Below are 15,244 nucleotides of genomic sequence, written 5' to 3' on the forward strand. Positions count from 1 at the left end.
CCGATTTTCTGTCCCGCTTGACGATCCGGCAACGCCGCACTTCCGAATCGTCACTAAAGAATCAAAGGTGATTCGCCTTGTCCAGAGGCGCGGCGAAAAAAGATTAAAAATCGACTAAAATAACTGGGTTTTCGGGGGGTCTTCCCTTTTTCCCACAAGGGGACAACGGAGGTCGCTTACGCCAGGGTGCGCTCGACGATGTCTCGCAAATCGGCCGACAGCTTCTCGGTATTGGCGATCGAAAGCAACGCCTCCCTTGCCTTGGCCTGCCGCACCGGTTCGAGCGAGCGCCACGACCTGAGCGCCGTCGCCAGCCTGGCGGCCACCTGCGGGTTGCGTTTTTCGACCTGCAGCACCGTTTCGACGAAAAGCCGGTAGCCTTGGCCGTCGGTGCGATGGAAGCCGGTCTGGTTGGCGCTGGAAAACGTGCCGATGAGTGCCCGTACCCGGTTCGGGTTGGCCATCGAGAACGCAGGGTGGCCTGTCAAGGCGCGCACCGCGTCGACGGTTTGCGGGCCGGGCACGCTGGCCTGGATCTGGAACCATTTGTCCATGACCAGCGGATCGGTTGCATATTTCGCCTCGAAATCCGCCAGCGCCTTGGTCGCCTCCGGTGAGCCATGGTGACGGTGCGCAAGCACGGTCAACGCCGCGGCCCGGTCGGTCATGTTGGTCGCCGATTGGAAGTGCCCGGCAGCGAGTTCCGCACCTCCCGGCAGCAAGGAGAGATAGTCCAGCAGGACATTGCGCAGCGCCCGCCGCCCGGCACTGGCCGCGTCCGGGCTGAACGGACCAGTGTCGGCAAGCCGATCGTAAAATTTGGAGAATATCTCGCGGTTGGCCTCGGCGATTGCAACCGCCAGCGCCTCGCGCGCCGCGAAAATGGCGTCGGGGTCGATGTTCTTGCCGATGTCGCGGGCGATATCGGCCTCGCCGGGCAGCGCCAGCGCCAGTGCCCGATAGGCGGGTTCGAGCGCTTCGTCGCCGGCTGTCTTGCCGGCAAGCCCGGTCAGCCGGGCGCTGAACTCGGGTTGCTTGTGGTCCAGGATATGGCGGAAGGCTGCAATCAGCGCATCGGTCAAAAGCGAGTTGAACGACTGCCAGCGCGAGAAGGCGTCGCTGTCGTGGCCAGCCAGAAAAAACTGGTCGTCGGGCCGCTGCTCGACCGAAAGTGTCACCGGCGCCGAAAAGCCGCGGTTGAGCGACATGGCTGGACGCTCGGCAATCCCGGAAAACCTGACGACATGGCGGCGTTTGCGGATATGGATGACACCGTCCTCGACGTTCGCCCCTTCGGCGCCGCTGTGGGCTATCGCCTCGCCACCGGCGCCAACCAGGCCGAAGGCAAGCGGAATGTGCATCAGCCGCTTGCGGCTTTCCGACGGCGTTGGCGGCACCGACTGCTCGATTTCGAGCGTGAATTCCCGCGCTGCCGGATTATACGCCGAACTGACGGTCAGGTTCGGCGTACCGGCCTGATGATACCACAGCGAAAACTGCGACAGGTCGCGACCCGAGACGTCTTCGAACACTTTGATGAAGTCTTCGATCGTCGCCGCCTGGCCGTCGTGACGTTCGAAGTAGAGGTCCATGCCGGCGCGGAACGTCTCGGCGCCGAGGATGGTATGGATCATGCGCACGACTTCCGAGCCTTTTTCGTAGACCGTCGCCGTGTAGAAATTGTTGATCTCGCGGTAGCGGCGAGGCCGGACCGGATGCGCCAGTGGCCCTTGGTCCTCGGGAAACTGATGGGCGCGCAGCGTACGAACCTCGGCGATGCGCTTGACGGCGCGCGAGCGCTGATCGGCGGAGAATTCGTGGTCGCGGAAAACCGTCAGGCCTTCCTTCAGGCAAAGCTGGAACCAGTCGCGGCAAGTGATTCTGTTACCTGTCCAATTGTGGAAATACTCATGGGCAATGATGGCCTCGATATTGGCGAAATCGGCGTCGGTCGCGGTTTCCTGGTCGGCCAGCACATATTTGTCGTTGAAGATGTTGAGACCCTTGTTCTCCATTGCGCCCATATTGAAGTCGGACACGGCGACGATGTTGAAGACATCGAGGTCGTATTCGCGGCCGAATGCCTCCTCGTCCCATTTCATCGACCGTTTCAAAGCGTCCATGGCGTAGCCGGCGAGCCTCTCCTTGCCCGGTTCGACATAGATTCCGAGCTCGACCCTGCGGCCAGACAGGGTGACAAAACTGTCCGAGATCTTGCCGAGGTCGCCCGCCACCAGCGCAAACAAATAGGACGGCTTGGGGAAGGGGTCGTGCCAGACCGCATAGTGCCAGCCGCCGGCAAGCTCGCCGCTGCCGGCCGGGTTGCCGTTGGACAAAAGCAGCGGCGCCTCATTGCGCTCAGCTTCGATACGCACCGTATAGACCGACAGGATGTCGGGACGGTCGAGGAAATAAGTGATGCGGCGAAAGCCTTCGGCCTCGCATTGCGTGCAATAGACGTCGCTCGAGCGATAGAGGCCCATCAGCGCTTCGTTCTGCGCCGGCGCCAACACGGTTTCAATTCTCAGCTGGAAGCGCCTTGTCGCAGGGGGGCTGATGATTGTCAGTTGATCGGGCGTGACGAGAAAATCCGCAGGGCTCGGCTCCTGGCCGTCGATGGCGATGCCGCGGAGCGTCAGCCCGTCGCCATCCAGCACCAGTGGCACCGACGCCGCAATCCCGTCGCGGCGTTCGACCGTCAGCACGGCGGTCACATGCGTTGCTTCAGGCGAAAGGCGGAAAGTCAGGCTGGTTTCCGGAATGAGATAATCACTGGGGCGATAGTCTTCGAGCTTGAAGACCTGGCCGGTATCTGTGCGCATTCCTTGATTTTTCCTGTCGATCCGGGTGCGGCGGGCGGGTCCGCTGGTCCAAATAATTTGAAGTCTGCGCTCTTTACACGAAACGCTCCCTCGACAAAACTGCAGCGACGTCTATTTCAGGCGATCATTTCCCAAGCATCATCGCGAGGCTTCCATGACCGTCGTCACGCCGAAATTCGGAACGAGCGCCTCTGTGTTGCGTCGCGAGGATGTGGCCTTCATCAAGGGCGCGCGGGAGGCGGGTACGATCGGGTCGACGCCTGCCGCGCTCAATGCGGTGACCGACGCGCACTACCGCACCTACGGCATCACGCATATCGACATGCCGGGAACGCCGGCGTGCATCTGGGCGGCGATCGAGGAAGCAAGAGGGGCGTGACAGCCAGACCGGATTTGCCAGTGCTTGCAGTTGGCGACCTTGCCGGCGAGCACAGCACGCTGACCGGGATCTTGCTCAAGATCGTATCGGTGGCGGTCTTCGTCGGCATGTCGTCCTGCATCAAGGCGGCAGGCACCGTCCCGGCGGGCCAGATCGTCTTCTTCCGCTCCTTCTTTGCCATTTTTCCGATCATCGCCTTCCTCGCCTTCCAGGGAAAACTCGGAACCGCCTTTTCGACAAAGCGCCCGCTCAACCACATTGCGCGCGGCGTCGTCGGTGTCTGTGCCATGGGGCTCGGCTTCTTCGCGCTGACGCGGCTGCCGCTGCCGGAGGCGATCACACTGAACTACGCGCAGCCGCTGCTGGTCGTGGTGTTCAGTTCGATCTTCCTCGGCGAAGCCATCCGCATCTATCGCTGGAGTGCGGTTGCCGTCGGCCTGGTCGGGGTGCTGATCATCTCGTGGCCGGAACTGACGCTGCTCAGTTCGGGCGCTGCCCTTGGCGATCAGGAGGTGCTTGGCGTCATCGCCGCCCTGATAGCCGCGGCGATCTCGGCCATCGCCATGCTCCTGGTTCGCAACCTCGTCCAGAGCGAGCGGACGGCGACCATCGTGCTGTGGTTTTCGGTAACCGCGAGCGTCATGGCGCTGCTTTCGCTGCCATTCGGCTGGCAGGCGCTGACGCCAGCACAGGCGGGGCTTCTGATTGCCGCGGGTTTTTGCGGCGGGCTTGGCCAGATTCTGATGACCTCGGCCTATCGCCATGCCGAGGCTTCCGTCGTAGCACCTTTCGAATACACTTCGATGATCCTCGGCGTCGTCGTCGGCTATCTGGTCTTTGGCGATATCGCCACGATCAACATGCTGGTCGGCGGCATGATCGTGGTTGCGGCGGGGATTTTCATCATCTGGCGCGAGCGCCAGCTGGGTCTCGAACGCACCCGCACCCGCAAGGCCGTCGCGCCGGAAGGGTGATCAGCCCGCTGCGTCGGTCCGCTCTTTCGCCAGCCGCATCAGCACCGCCCGCGTCTGCTCGTCGGCGGGGAAAAAAGATTCGATCGCCAGCTCCGCCAGCGTCACGTCGAGCGGCGTGCCGAACACGGTGATGGTGCTGATGAACGACAGCACCGCGTCGCCATGGGCAAGCTTGAGCGGATGGACAATCGCGTTCGGTTCGACCGGCGCCGGCCGGCTGCTTTTAAGGCCGGACGGATAGGCCCGAAGCTCGCGCTCGAGCTCGACCAGAACCGGATCGGCGGCAGCGTCGTTCTGCCGCTTCAGCCGCTCCAGAAGATGCGTCCGCCATTCCGCAAGGTTGACGATGCGCGGCGCGATGCCGCCGGGATGCAGGCTGAGGCGCAAAACGTTGACCGGCGGCTTCAGCAGGGAGGCGTCGGCGACATTGGCGAGGAACGGGCCGATGGCGGCGTTCGCCGACACCAGGTTCCAATGCCGGTCGACGGCAAGCGCCGGGAACGGCTCGTGCGCCTTGAGCACGGTCTCGACCGCCGCCATCGCCGGTGCCATCGAGGCATCGTCAAGTGGTCGTTCGCTGAAGCTCGGGGCAAAGCCGGCGGCCAGCAGCAGCTGGTTGCGCTGCCTGAGCGGGATCGAAAGCTGCTCCGCCAGATGCAGCACCATGTCACGCGAGGGTGCGGCGCGGCCGCTTTCAACGAAACTCAGATGCCGCTGCGAGATCTCGGCCTCCATGGCGAGGTCGAGCTGGCTCATGCGCCGGCGTGTACGCCATTCGCGAATGAGACTGCCGGCGGAAATCTGGGCTGCTGTCATAACGAGATGACTAGGCCGGCAGTGGGCGCATTTCAATTACCTGCGAGATCATGATGCCGCCCTTCCTTCCTCGCAAGGGGAGGACGGAAGACGCGTTCTGCACCGTTACCCAAGTGCCCGCAACTTCGCCTTCACTTCGAGGAAATCCCGCCACGCCAGCTTCTTGTGCGCAGGCGTTCTCAACAAATAGGCCGGATGCAGGGTCGGCATGGCGGGAATGGCGACGCCAGACGGGGTCGTGTGGACGCGCCAGTTGCCGCGCAGCCGCAATATGCCTTCGGAGGTGTTGAGCAGGGTCTTTGCCGACGGGCCGCCGAGATTGACTAGCACCTTCGGATTGACCAGTTCGATCTGCCGCTCGATGAACGGCCGGCAGATCTCGGTCTCGTGCGGCGTCGGCGTGCGGTTGCCCGGCGGCCGCCAGGGAATCACGTTGGCGATGTAGGCAGATGTCCGGTCAAGACCGATCGCGGCCAGCATGCGGTCGAGCAGCCGGCCCGAGCGGCCGACGAACGGCAAGCCCTCTATGTCCTCGTCGCGGCCCGGCGCTTCGCCGACCAGCATCACCGCGGCAGTCGGATTGCCGTCGGCGAACACCAGGTTCTTGGCGGTGAATTTAAGATTGCAGCCGTCGAATGCCGCCATGTGCTGGCGAAGCTCGTCGAGGTTTGCCGCCGATCTCGCCAGTTGCCGCGCCAATGCCGCCTGCGCCTCGTCGGGCACCGTTGACATGGCCGGGGACGTTCGCACTGCCGGTGCCGTATTCGGTCTCTCGCCCATTTCGCCGCGCGACACGCTCGTCGAGCGATGAGGCGATGCATTTTCACCGGCCGGCAGAGCGGCCGCCGCAGGCACCCGCTCCGGCGGCCTGGCTTCTGCAAACCTGTTTACCGGCTGTTCTTCAAGTGCCTCGTCGACGCCGGCGCTGGCGTAGAAGGCCAGCAGCTCGGCGAGATCGGCTCGGCTAGTGTGGGGGGCGGCAGTCATGGTTTCACATTCGGCCGCGGAGCTTGAATTTGCAAGTTCAGCTCGACGGTATGCGCGGATCCTGCACCAGATAGAACGTCCAGCGCGGCGTGTAGTCGGTGATCAGGAAATAGAAGCTGGCGGTCTTCAGCGGGTCGATCTTGCCGTTCTTGAACAGCAGGCGGTCATACGGTTCGAAATTGCGGTCGAAATCGGCGTAGCTGCTCGACCAGATATTTTCGGGCGTTTTGTTGCGCTGGTCGAACGACAGGCCGTCGCCGAACACGCTCGGCTGGTCGAGGATCTCCTGGAGTTCGAACTGGAACTCGACCCAGGCTTGGCCGCTATTGTTGAGCACGTCGATGCGCATATACATCAGACCATTGGCGAAGTCTCCCGCCTTGCCGAACGGCTGGATCGGCCTTGTCGTGCGAATGGCCAGCGTTACCGGCGTCGCTGAATTCAGCTCTTCGGTGATGACCAGCGGATCCTCTTTCGTGCCGATGCCGGAAGCCCCGGTGATGCGGAAACCGCCGCGCTCGTCGGAAAAGGAATAGGCGCCGGTCGCCCAGACCAGTTGCTGCTCGGCACGGGCATCGAGGGCCGTCAGTGGCAGAAGCGCCAAGAGCGCCGCACGGCAAAACCGGCCGGGCGTGAAAAAAAAGCGCGTCGATGAAAAGCCAGCCGGCCCGAATATGCGCATGGCGGGAAGTATGGCCGATAAGCAAGCCGTCGAACAATTAAAAACATCAGTGCGACATATCTGTGCAAACGGAATAGGATTGAAGATTGATGCTCGTCACCGCGAATCTGTGCGGCAGGACGCGACTTTTTGATGAAATCGGTATTGTCACGTCCGCGCCGGTTTCCCGTCGCTATTTGATGCGCTATGCAGCGCGTGAGCCAGCAAGATGCCGGGAATAGCGAGCCAGTGAGGGATCGATGAGCGATATCGAACGCGAAAGCATGGAATTCGACGTGGTCATCGTCGGCGCCGGCCCGGCCGGCCTCGCCGCCGCGATCCGTCTCAAGCAGGTCAATCCCGAGCTTTCCGTCGTCGTGCTGGAAAAGGGCGGCGAAGTCGGCGCGCACATCCTGTCCGGCGCCGTCGTCGATCCGATCGGCATCGACCGGCTGCTGCCCGGCTGGCGCGAAGAGGAGGGTCATCCCTTCAGGACACCGGTCACCGACGACCATTTCCTGGTTCTCGGCCCCGCCGGTTCGTTCCGTCTGCCCAATATCCTGATGCCGCCGCTGATGAACAATCACGGCAATTATATCGTCTCGCTCGGCAATGTCTGCCGCTGGCTGGCGACCAAGGCCGAGGCGCTGGGCGTCGAGATCTATCCGGGCTTTGCCGCGGTCGGCCTGCTCTACAACGAGGCCGGTGCGGTCACCGGCGTCGTCACCGGCGACATGGGCGTCGAGAAGGACGGCACGCACGGTCCGGGCTTTGCGCCGGGCATGGCGCTGATGGGCAAATATGTCTTGATCGGCGAGGGCGCGCGCGGCTCGCTGGCCAAGCAACTGATCGCCAAATACCACCTTTCCGACGGTCGTGAGCCCGGAAAATACGGCATCGGCCTCAAGGAACTCTGGCAGATCAAACCGGAAAACCACCGGCCGGGCCTTGTCCAGCATTCCTTCGGCTGGCCGCTCGATTTGAAGACCGGCGGCGGCTCCTTCCTCTACCATCTCGAGGACAACCAGGTGGCAGTCGGCTTCGTCGTTCACCTGAACTACAAGAATCCCTATCTGTCGCCCTTTGACGAGTTTCAGCGCTTCAAGACCCATCCGGCGATCCGCGGCACCTTCGAGGGTGCCAAGCGGCTGGGCTATGGTGCCCGCGCCATCACCGAAGGCGGCTGGCAATCGGTGCCGAAACTGTCCTTCCCTGGCGGTGCGCTGATCGGCTGCGCAGCCGGCTTCGTCAACGTGCCGCGCATCAAGGGCTCGCACAACGCCGTGCTCTCCGGAATGCTGGCGGCCGAGCATGTCTGTGATGCGATAGCCGCCGGCCGCACCAATGACGAGCTGGCCTCCTACGAGGCCGCCTGGCGCGCCACCGATATCGGCAAGGACCTGAAGAAAGTGCGCAACGTCAAGCCGCTATGGTCGCGCTTCGGCACCATTGTCGGCGTCGGCCTTGGCGGCCTCGACATGTGGCTGAACACGCTGTTCGGCTTCTCGCCCTTCGGCACGATGAAGCACGGCAGGGCCGACTATGCGACGCTGGAACCGGCCGCCGCGCACCAGAAGATCGCCTACCCGAAGCCGGACGGGGTGCTGACCTTCGACCGGCTGTCGTCGGTGTTCCTGTCCAACACCAACCACGAGGAGAACGAGCCGGTGCATCTGCTCGTCGCCGACATGGACCTGCAGAAGCGCTCTGAGCATGACGTCTATGCGGGACCCTCGACGCGTTACTGCCCGGCCAGCGTCTACGAATGGGTCGACAAGGATGGCAATGCCGCCGCCGATCCTGCGGCCAAGGATGTGCGCTTCGTCATCAACGCGCAGAACTGCGTGCACTGCAAGACTTGCGATATCAAGGACCCGAACCAGAACATAAATTGGGTGCCGCCACAGGGCGGCGAGGGCCCGGTCTACCAGAACATGTAAGTCACAAGGTTTGCTCCGGACTAAACAAGATGAGGAGCAGCGCAACCGTAGGATTGTTGAATAAACCGCCTGCCTGTGTTTCCTTTCTGCGGCGACAGGGAGGAAGGAAAAATGCGCCTGGCAGTTCTGACGAGCGTTGTGGCGATCGGGGCATTGTGCGCCCCTGCAGCCTTGGCCGGCACTAAGGTGCTGGTCAAGACACGAACTTACAACATTGCCGGAACCACCGGCGCGGCCCTGATCGAGGCCATGGATCGCAGTGGGCCGAAGCACGGCTTCATGACCCACGCCATCGCGCAGACCGGCTACAGCGTCGATGAGTGGACCTTCGATGCCCAACGGGAAAACGGCGTCTGCCGCCTGCGCCAGGCCAACGGGACGCTCAATCTCTTCTATACCTATCCCAAACTAGTCTCAGCCACGTCGCCTGCGCTGCAGAAGCGCTGGAAGCGGTTCTTCGCTGGCGTTCGCGCCCATGAAGAGACCCATGGCCGCATCGCCAGACAGATGATGCGGGCCACCGAAAAGTCGGTTCGAGGGCTGACAGTCGGTGATGACCCGCACTGTTTCGAGGCACGTCGCGAGGCAAAGCGCCGGATCAATGCCATCTATGCCGAATACGAGGCAAAGCAGATCGCCTTCGATGCGCACGAGCATCGCGACGGCGGCCCTGTCGAGCACCTCATCCGCGCTTTTGTGGGCCAGTAATAAGCCAGGTCGAGATTGGACTGCGGATTTTCAGCTTCGCGTCCCGCCAGGCAGCGCCGCAAGCGCGGTCGCCGTCTGGTGCTCGTCGAGCGGCTTTTGTTCATCCGACCGAAGCGAAAACTCCACCAGCACCGGCAGATGGTCTGAGCCGGTGTCCTCAAGGGTCGACGCCGAATGGATAACAATGGCGCCCTTGCTGAAGACCTGGTCGATCGGCAGTCCGGCGAAGCGCAGGAAATCCGGCAGCCTTCTGTAGAGCCAGGTCGGCCCGACCGACGGCATTACAGTCAGCTTGCCAAGCGATGCGACGCGCCGGACGGCGGCGCTCCATGGCGCTGCGTTGCAGTCGCCTGCCAGGATCGACGTCTCGCCAAGCGAGGCGATTTCGTCAGACAACCCTCCAATCTGCCGTGATTGGTTGTGCGGCCATGGCCAGGTGAGGTGGATGGCGGCGACATCGACGTCGGTTCCGCCGAAATCGACCGTGGCGATCGCCATCGCGCCGCGGCTGTCGCAGTGCGGCTCCGTGCCTATGCCAAACGGTCGTCTGGACAGCAGCGCAACGCCGAACACGCCATTGGGATATGGGCAGAGGATCCGGTAGGGATAGCCGCCGGATAGCAGCCCAAGCTTTGCCTTCCACGTTTCGGACACCTCGTCGAGGGTGATAACATCAGGCTGGGTCCGGCCGATCAGCGACAGCACCTTCTCAGGCGTTGGATTGTTGAACCTGAGGTTCATCTGCAGCAGGCGGTAGACTGGCTCGTCACCGAGTTTGGCTTCGTAGGCGGCCTGCACCTGCCATAGCCGCGAAAGCGGCAAGGCATTCTGCGTGGTGGCAAAGGAGGCTATCGCAAACAGCAATGCGACCGCGGCCTGCAGGCGAAACGAGGTGGCGAGCAGCGGCAGCGCGCAAAGCGCCATCAGCACCGAAAAATGGACGCGGAAATGAGCAAAGGAATCGAGGGCCGGATGCAGCGATCCGAAGAACCCGGCCACCAGCGCGGCCGAGAGTGCAAGCATTGCGACGAATGCCAGCGCAACCGTCATGTCCCGAACACGTGCCATCGCTTTGTCTATCGGCAGAAGTGCGGCTCAATCAAGATGACGAAATGTCCTGACCTGGACCGACACATGCGATTCGGCATTTACTGGAAGGCAGTTTCCGAAAAGCTCCTGAGTTTGCGCGAATGCAGTCGGTCCATCGGCATTTCAGCCAGCTTCTCCATCGCCCTGATGCCGATGGTCAGGTGCTGCGCTACTTGCCGCTTGTAGAACTCGGTCGCCATGCCCGGCAACTTCAATTCGCCATGCAGCGGCTTGTCGGATACGCAAAGCAGCGTGCCATAGGGCACCCGGAAGCGGAAGCCGTTGGCGGCGATCGTCGCCGATTCCATGTCGAGCGCGATCGCCCGCGACTGCGACAGCCGCTGGACCGGCCCGCGCTGGTCGCGCAGCTCCCAATTGCGGTTGTCGATAGTGGCGACGGTGCCAGTGCGCATGATGCGCTTGAGATCATATCCGGAAAGCCCGGTGACCTCGGCGACCGCTTCCTGCAGAGCCACCTGGATTTCGGCTAGCGGCGGGATCGGCACCCAGACCGGAAGATCGTCGTCGAGGACATGGTCTTCTCGTACATAGGCATGGGCCAGCACATAATCCCCGAGCGCCTGCGTGTTGCGCAGGCCGGCGCAATGGCCGAGCATCACCCAGGCATGCGGCCGGAGCACCGCAATATGGTCGGTGATCGTCTTGGCGTTGGAAGGCCCAACGCCGATATTGACCATGGTGATGCCGCCATGATTCGGCTTCTTCAGATGATAGGCCGGCATCTGCGGCAGGCGAGGCGGCGCAGCACCCTCACCGGGCGCGCCGTCCCCTGCTTTGGTCACGATGTTGCCCGGCTCGACGAACTCGACATATCCATCACCGCCATTGGCCATCAATTCGCGTGCACGGGCGACGAATTCGTCGATGTAGAATTGGTAGTTGGTGAACAGCACGAAGTTCTGGAAATGCTGGGGACTGGTCGCCGTATAATGCGACATCCGGTGCAGCGAATAGTCGATGCGTTGCGCGGTGAACGGCGCCAGCGGCCGTGCCTCGCCCAATGCCACTTCGAACGTGCCGTTGGCGATCTGGTCGTCGGTGCCGTCGAGATCCGGCACGTCGAACAGGTCACGGATCGGCCGTTTGATGCGCTCGGCAGCAGTCCCGTCGACATGCGTGCCTTCGAGGAAGGCGAAATGCAGCGGGATGGGAGTGGTCGATTCCGAAACCGTGACGGGAACGCCGTGGTTGCGCATGATCAGCCGAAGCTGTTCGGTGAGGTAGCTTTCGAAAAGAGCAGGCTGGGTGACGGTGGTTGAGAAATGCCCCGGCGTCGGCATGTGGCCATAGGCCTGCCGCGAGTCGATTTGCGTGAAGGAACTCGTGGTGACGCCGATCTCCGGATAGAAAGCCCGGTAGCGTTTGTTGTTGTCGCCGCCCGCGGCGAGCGCGGTAAATGAATCGCGCAGGAACTTGGTGTTGCGGTCGTAAAGCACCTGTAGGGCGGCGACCGCCTTCTTGGCGTCGTTGAAGCTCTGCCGGCCAAACGGCTCCGGCATGACCACCGATTCAATGGCTTGGGGATAGATTCGCTTTTCCATGACCCAATATAGAGAGTTGGACGCGCGGTTGGGAGGGGGTAAGGCGGCCTCAATACGCGCTGTCGGCGTTTTTCGGTCTGCTAACCGCGCTGCAGGCTAACCAGCAGCACAAAGCCGAGGCCTGACTTCCTCAACGCAGGCGCCTCGATCGTTGAGCCGGCATTGGTGCGCATCGTCGGCACGGCCAGTACCGGTACCGAAAGAACAGTCAGGATGAGCGCCGCGCGCGGCAGCAGCCGAAGCGTCTTGAGGGTGTTGGCGGCGAGGCGGTTCATTGGCGTTTTGCTTTTCTCTAAAGGTTCAGCTCTTTGTCGTTTCAGTGGTGAAGATGGTTCAAGCAACCGAGTCGGCAGGAACTGGCGACGTCCCAGGAGCGGGACGGCCGGCCGGCTTCGGCGACAAGGACGGCGAACAACATGCCGAACAGACTCATCAGCAGGCAGACGATGGTGAAGCGGCGGGCAAGCATTGCGCGGTGTCTCCTTCAACACGCATGACAATGCCTTGCCCCGGCTGAACCGGCTCTGATCCCGGCGTTCATCTGCGGTTCAAAAATGGTTGATGATCTCTGAGAGGGTCCGCTGTGAGTGCAGCGACCCATGGCGACACCATGGCTGCGAGACCGATAACATGAAAACGGGGCCGACTGGCCCCGCTCACCCCGGCAGGAAGGGCACGATCAGAGCTTGTGCCAGGTCTGGCTCTTGCAGATCAGCCCGCCGAGCACGCAGCCGCTCATCTTGAGAGAACTGCCGGAAAGCGAAGCCTTGCCCGAATAGGTCTTGTCGGTTTCCGGGTCGGTTATCGTGCCGGCATATTTGTTGTCGCCGGCAACCTTCAGTGAACCGATGTTCTTGCCGGCAAATTTGCCGGATTTGAGCGTAATCGAAAATGCCCCGCCGCCACCCGAAATGGCGGCAGTCGATCCGGCTTGCGTTTTCCAATTGCCTTCGATCGGATCGGCCCATGCCGCGCCGGTCATCATTATTGCGGCCGCGAGGGCCAGGCTCACTTGTCGAAACATGTCTTTCCTCCCTCAGGTAAGTCCAATCGGGCTCCGTCCCGGGTGTCTGCCCCTTACGCAAACGTAAGCTAGTCCAGCTCCCGGAAAAACAAAAGCGGTGCCGCCACGGAAGGGTTGCGGGTTTTTGCCCGCTCCCGAACGGCCGCGCCGGCGAAAAATGAAACGGGCCGCACACGTCTTTGTCTTCTGTGGTTAGCGGAGTCTTGATCCGCGCCTCGCAAGTTTTCTTCAAATCTTGTGCAAACCGGCGCGATTGCTGGCTTTGTATCCTTAACGAATTTTCGTGTTTACCTCTTGTTTTAGCTTTGTTTTCCTCAAATTAAGCACGCCATTTAACGACGGATTCAAGCCTCCGGGGCATTCTCGAAAGCATCGAAAGAGCGGCCGCCCCCGACGGTAATCAAGGACACCGAGGGACATACGGAGACAGCTCTCGGGAGCCAGAACAGGGGATTTGAAATGGCACGTTTTGAAATGCTTGAAGCCGGCTTCGGCGCCATGGGGGCAACCGCCCAGGCCGATATTCTTTTCGAGTTGGGCATGATGTATGCGACTGGCCGCGATTGCGAGACCGACGTCGTCGCCGCCCACAAATGGTTCAACATCGCCGCGATCAAGGGTTCGGCCCGCGCCGCGGAACTGCGCTCCGAATTGTCTGCCGCCATGTCGAAGGTCGAGATCGCCAAGGCGCTGCGCGAAGCTCGCGAATGGATGACGATGCACTGAATTCGCCGGCATCGACCTCACAAGGGGTACTGACCTCACGACAGGGACGCTTCGGGTCAAGGCCGCGCAGAGGGCCGGGCCCGAAAAATCAAGGCCGCGCAAGACGGCCGGGCCAACAAGATCAAGAACACGGCGGACGAGCCGCGCCATAAACCGTACAAACAGGGAAGGCGAGCGGATCCTGGTGGGGATACCTCGGGAACTCGATGAGAAAAGCTGCGACCGGCCGGAACAAGGCTGGCGCGGCTTTGTCTTTGGAACAGCGCATTACAGGCCCAATCGAGCGCCGACGATGCGTCTAGACAGCTCCGGTGAAGGATGAAATTCTCCCGCCATTCTGGAAGAGGCGCGGCCGGGATGGTCGCGCGAGAGTGGAGGAGTTGTGTCACCATGAAGAAATTCAGTATTTTCAGCGCAGCCATATTTGGCCTGATGATGACCGCGCCGGTCGCCTTCGCCGATGACATCACCTTTTCGGTGGTCGGACCGATGACCGGTCAGCTTGCCAACATCGGCGATCAGTTTAAGCAAGGCGCGCAAGCCGCCGCCGACGCGATCAACGCGGCGGGCGGCGTCGACGGCCGCCAGATCAAGCTCGACATCGAGGATGACCAGTGCGATCCGAAGCAGGCGGTTTCGGTCGCCAACCGCATCATCGCCAACGGTGTCAAGTTCATCGATGGCCACGCCTGCTCGGGCTCCAGCATCCCGGCCTCCGCTGTCTACGCCGAAGCCGGTGCGCTGATGATGAGTCCGGCTTCCTCGAACCCGGTGTTGACCGATGCAGCGGCGAAAGCCGGCTGGCCGACGATCATGCGCCTCTACACGCGCGACGATGCGCAGGGCGCTTTCATCGGTCCCTGGATCGCCAAGAAATATGCCGGCAAGAAAGTCGTCATCCTGCACGACAAGAGCGCCTATGGGCAGGGCGTGGCCGATGCCGTGAAGGCAACGATGAACCAGAACGGTCTCAATGAAATCCTCTACGAGGGCATCAACGCTGGCGAGAAGGACTATTCCGCTCTTGTTACCAAGCTCAAGGAGCTGAAAGCCGACGTCGTCTATTTCGGCGGCTATCACCCCGAAGCCGGCCTGATCCTGCGCCAGTCGGCGGAGCAGAACCTCAAGTTCCAGTTGATCATGCCGGACTCGATCGCTTCGCCGGAATTCTGGCAGGTTGCCGGTCCGGCCGGCGAAGGCACCATGTTCGTCTTCCCATCGAATCCGCAGGCGAAGCCCGAAGCCAAGGAGGCCATCGCCAAGATCAAGGCCGGCGGCTTCGTGCCTGAGGGCTTCACGCTGTTTTCCTATGCGGTGATCCAGGCCTTCGCCGAAGGCATCAAACGCGCCGGCAGCGACGATCCGGCAAAAGTCGCCGAAGCGTTAAAGAACGGCCAGCCGATCAGCACGGTTGTCGGCTCGGTCACCTTCGACGAGAAGGGCGACCTCAAGAACGCGAGCTACGACATCAACCAGTGGCATGACGGCAAATACGCGCCGATCCAACCGTGATGGCCGCGGCGCCGCAAGACGCGCTGCTGTAATCGAACATGGCC

Annotated in this window: 16 protein-coding genes; 7 read left to right on the forward strand and 9 right to left on the reverse strand. The window is 62.0% G+C overall.

What is annotated here, in order from left to right; translation table 11 throughout:
• Positions 1 to 176: 176 nt before the first annotated feature.
• On the reverse strand, positions 177 to 2,822 hold the full coding sequence (pepN, locus tag NKI39_RS17215; RefSeq protein WP_352833175.1) for an aminopeptidase N: 2,646 nt from the start codon (positions 2,820 to 2,822) through the stop codon (positions 177 to 179).
• Between the two features lie 154 nt (positions 2,823 to 2,976).
• Between pepN and NKI39_RS17220 the strand changes: the two genes are divergently transcribed.
• A complete protein-coding gene (locus tag NKI39_RS17220) occupies positions 2,977 to 3,201 on the forward strand; it encodes a hypothetical protein (protein WP_352833253.1) in 225 nt (74 codons plus the stop codon).
• Positions 3,198 to 4,175: a DMT family transporter gene (locus NKI39_RS17225; protein ID WP_502897762.1), complete on the forward strand. Its 978-nt coding sequence runs from the start codon at positions 3,198 to 3,200 to the stop codon at positions 4,173 to 4,175. Before NKI39_RS17220 ends, NKI39_RS17225 begins: the two co-directional genes overlap by 4 nt.
• Here NKI39_RS17225 and NKI39_RS17230 read toward each other — a convergent pair whose 3' ends face one another.
• The 3 genes from NKI39_RS17230 to NKI39_RS17240 form a co-directional block, all read right to left on the reverse strand.
• Positions 4,176 to 4,991 carry a helix-turn-helix domain-containing protein gene (locus tag NKI39_RS17230; protein WP_352471021.1) on the reverse strand — a complete coding sequence of 272 codons (816 nt, stop codon included), beginning with the start codon at positions 4,989 to 4,991 and terminating at the stop codon, positions 4,176 to 4,178.
• A 105-nt stretch (positions 4,992 to 5,096) separates the two neighbouring features.
• Positions 5,097 to 5,978 (reverse strand): uracil-DNA glycosylase, encoded by an 882-nt coding sequence (locus tag NKI39_RS17235; RefSeq protein WP_352501793.1) that lies wholly within the window; start codon positions 5,976 to 5,978, stop codon positions 5,097 to 5,099.
• Between the two features lie 37 nt (positions 5,979 to 6,015).
• Complete coding sequence (locus NKI39_RS17240) at positions 6,016 to 6,660, reverse strand: hypothetical protein (RefSeq protein WP_023677808.1); 645 nt, start codon at positions 6,658 to 6,660, stop codon at positions 6,016 to 6,018.
• Here NKI39_RS17240 and NKI39_RS17245 point away from each other — a divergent pair.
• The 3 genes from NKI39_RS17245 (at position 6,611) to NKI39_RS17255 (ending at position 9,287) form a co-directional block, all read left to right on the forward strand.
• Positions 6,611 to 6,793: a hypothetical protein gene (locus NKI39_RS17245; RefSeq protein ID WP_198023574.1), complete on the forward strand. Its 183-nt coding sequence runs from the start codon at positions 6,611 to 6,613 to the stop codon at positions 6,791 to 6,793. The two genes, NKI39_RS17240 and NKI39_RS17245, sit on opposite strands and share 50 nt — an antisense overlap.
• Before the next feature lie 106 nt (positions 6,794 to 6,899).
• Entirely contained in the window at positions 6,900 to 8,579 is a 1,680-nt protein-coding gene (locus NKI39_RS17250; RefSeq protein ID WP_352471023.1) for an electron transfer flavoprotein-ubiquinone oxidoreductase, read from the forward strand.
• A 111-nt stretch (positions 8,580 to 8,690) separates the two neighbouring features.
• Positions 8,691 to 9,287, forward strand: a complete 597-nt coding sequence (locus NKI39_RS17255) for a DUF922 domain-containing protein (protein ID WP_352833178.1) — start codon at positions 8,691 to 8,693, stop codon at positions 9,285 to 9,287.
• 30 nt (positions 9,288 to 9,317) lie between these two features.
• On the opposite strand, the gene NKI39_RS17260 is transcribed toward NKI39_RS17255, so the two are convergent.
• From NKI39_RS17260 to NKI39_RS17280, 5 genes are all read right to left on the reverse strand, one after another.
• Positions 9,318 to 10,355, reverse strand: a complete 1,038-nt coding sequence (locus NKI39_RS17260) for an endonuclease/exonuclease/phosphatase family protein (protein WP_352616882.1) — start codon at positions 10,353 to 10,355, stop codon at positions 9,318 to 9,320.
• Between the two features lie 80 nt (positions 10,356 to 10,435).
• On the reverse strand, positions 10,436 to 11,896 hold the full coding sequence (locus NKI39_RS17265; protein ID WP_502898577.1) for an AMP nucleosidase: 1,461 nt from the start codon (positions 11,894 to 11,896) through the stop codon (positions 10,436 to 10,438).
• A gap of 122 nt (positions 11,897 to 12,018) precedes the next feature.
• Positions 12,019 to 12,213 carry a hypothetical protein gene (locus tag NKI39_RS17270; protein WP_352454349.1) on the reverse strand — a complete coding sequence of 65 codons (195 nt, stop codon included), beginning with the start codon at positions 12,211 to 12,213 and terminating at the stop codon, positions 12,019 to 12,021.
• Between the two features lie 41 nt (positions 12,214 to 12,254).
• Positions 12,255 to 12,407: a hypothetical protein gene (locus NKI39_RS17275; RefSeq protein WP_023677802.1), complete on the reverse strand. Its 153-nt coding sequence runs from the start codon at positions 12,405 to 12,407 to the stop codon at positions 12,255 to 12,257.
• 210 nt (positions 12,408 to 12,617) lie between these two features.
• Entirely contained in the window at positions 12,618 to 12,962 is a 345-nt protein-coding gene (locus NKI39_RS17280) for a DUF2147 domain-containing protein (protein ID WP_023677801.1), read from the reverse strand.
• Between the two features lie 459 nt (positions 12,963 to 13,421).
• On the opposite strand from NKI39_RS17280, the gene NKI39_RS17285 reads away from it, so the two are divergent.
• Both NKI39_RS17285 and NKI39_RS17290 read left to right on the forward strand, forming a co-directional pair.
• On the forward strand, positions 13,422 to 13,688 hold the full coding sequence (locus NKI39_RS17285) for an SEL1-like repeat protein (protein ID WP_010915070.1): 267 nt from the start codon (positions 13,422 to 13,424) through the stop codon (positions 13,686 to 13,688).
• A gap of 390 nt (positions 13,689 to 14,078) precedes the next feature.
• On the forward strand, positions 14,079 to 15,200 hold the full coding sequence (locus NKI39_RS17290) for a branched-chain amino acid ABC transporter substrate-binding protein (protein WP_352471026.1): 1,122 nt from the start codon (positions 14,079 to 14,081) through the stop codon (positions 15,198 to 15,200).
• Positions 15,201 to 15,244: the final 44 nt, after the last annotated feature.

The sequence above is a fragment of the Mesorhizobium sp. M0664 genome (assembly GCF_040320565.1).
In the GTDB taxonomy this organism is placed as follows: Bacteria; Pseudomonadota; Alphaproteobacteria; order Rhizobiales; family Rhizobiaceae; genus Mesorhizobium.

What these genes read in the sequence shown, in the direction of transcription:
- pepN (WP_352833175.1), bottom strand. Translation starts at nt 2,822, where the DNA reads ATGCGCACAGATACCGGCCAGGTCTTCAAGCTCGAAGACTATCGCCCC.
- NKI39_RS17220 (WP_352833253.1), top strand. Translation starts at nt 2,977, where the DNA reads ATGACCGTCGTCACGCCGAAATTCGGAACGAGCGCCTCTGTGTTGCGT.
- NKI39_RS17230 (WP_352471021.1), bottom strand. Translation starts at nt 4,991, where the DNA reads ATGACAGCAGCCCAGATTTCCGCCGGCAGTCTCATTCGCGAATGGCGT.
- NKI39_RS17235 (WP_352501793.1), bottom strand. Translation starts at nt 5,978, where the DNA reads ATGACTGCCGCCCCCCACACTAGCCGAGCCGATCTCGCCGAGCTGCTG.
- NKI39_RS17240 (WP_023677808.1), bottom strand. Translation starts at nt 6,660, where the DNA reads ATGCGCATATTCGGGCCGGCTGGCTTTTCATCGACGCGCTTTTTTTTC.
- NKI39_RS17250 (WP_352471023.1), top strand. Translation starts at nt 6,900, where the DNA reads ATGAGCGATATCGAACGCGAAAGCATGGAATTCGACGTGGTCATCGTC.
- NKI39_RS17255 (WP_352833178.1), top strand. Translation starts at nt 8,691, where the DNA reads ATGCGCCTGGCAGTTCTGACGAGCGTTGTGGCGATCGGGGCATTGTGC.
- NKI39_RS17260 (WP_352616882.1), bottom strand. Translation starts at nt 10,355, where the DNA reads ATGGCACGTGTTCGGGACATGACGGTTGCGCTGGCATTCGTCGCAATG.
- NKI39_RS17265 (WP_502898577.1), bottom strand. Translation starts at nt 11,896, where the DNA reads ATGCCGGAGCCGTTTGGCCGGCAGAGCTTCAACGACGCCAAGAAGGCG.
- NKI39_RS17270 (WP_352454349.1), bottom strand. Translation starts at nt 12,213, where the DNA reads ATGAACCGCCTCGCCGCCAACACCCTCAAGACGCTTCGGCTGCTGCCG.
- NKI39_RS17275 (WP_023677802.1), bottom strand. Translation starts at nt 12,407, where the DNA reads ATGCTTGCCCGCCGCTTCACCATCGTCTGCCTGCTGATGAGTCTGTTC.
- NKI39_RS17280 (WP_023677801.1), bottom strand. Translation starts at nt 12,962, where the DNA reads ATGTTTCGACAAGTGAGCCTGGCCCTCGCGGCCGCAATAATGATGACC.
- NKI39_RS17285 (WP_010915070.1), top strand. Translation starts at nt 13,422, where the DNA reads ATGGCACGTTTTGAAATGCTTGAAGCCGGCTTCGGCGCCATGGGGGCA.
- NKI39_RS17290 (WP_352471026.1), top strand. Translation starts at nt 14,079, where the DNA reads ATGAAGAAATTCAGTATTTTCAGCGCAGCCATATTTGGCCTGATGATG.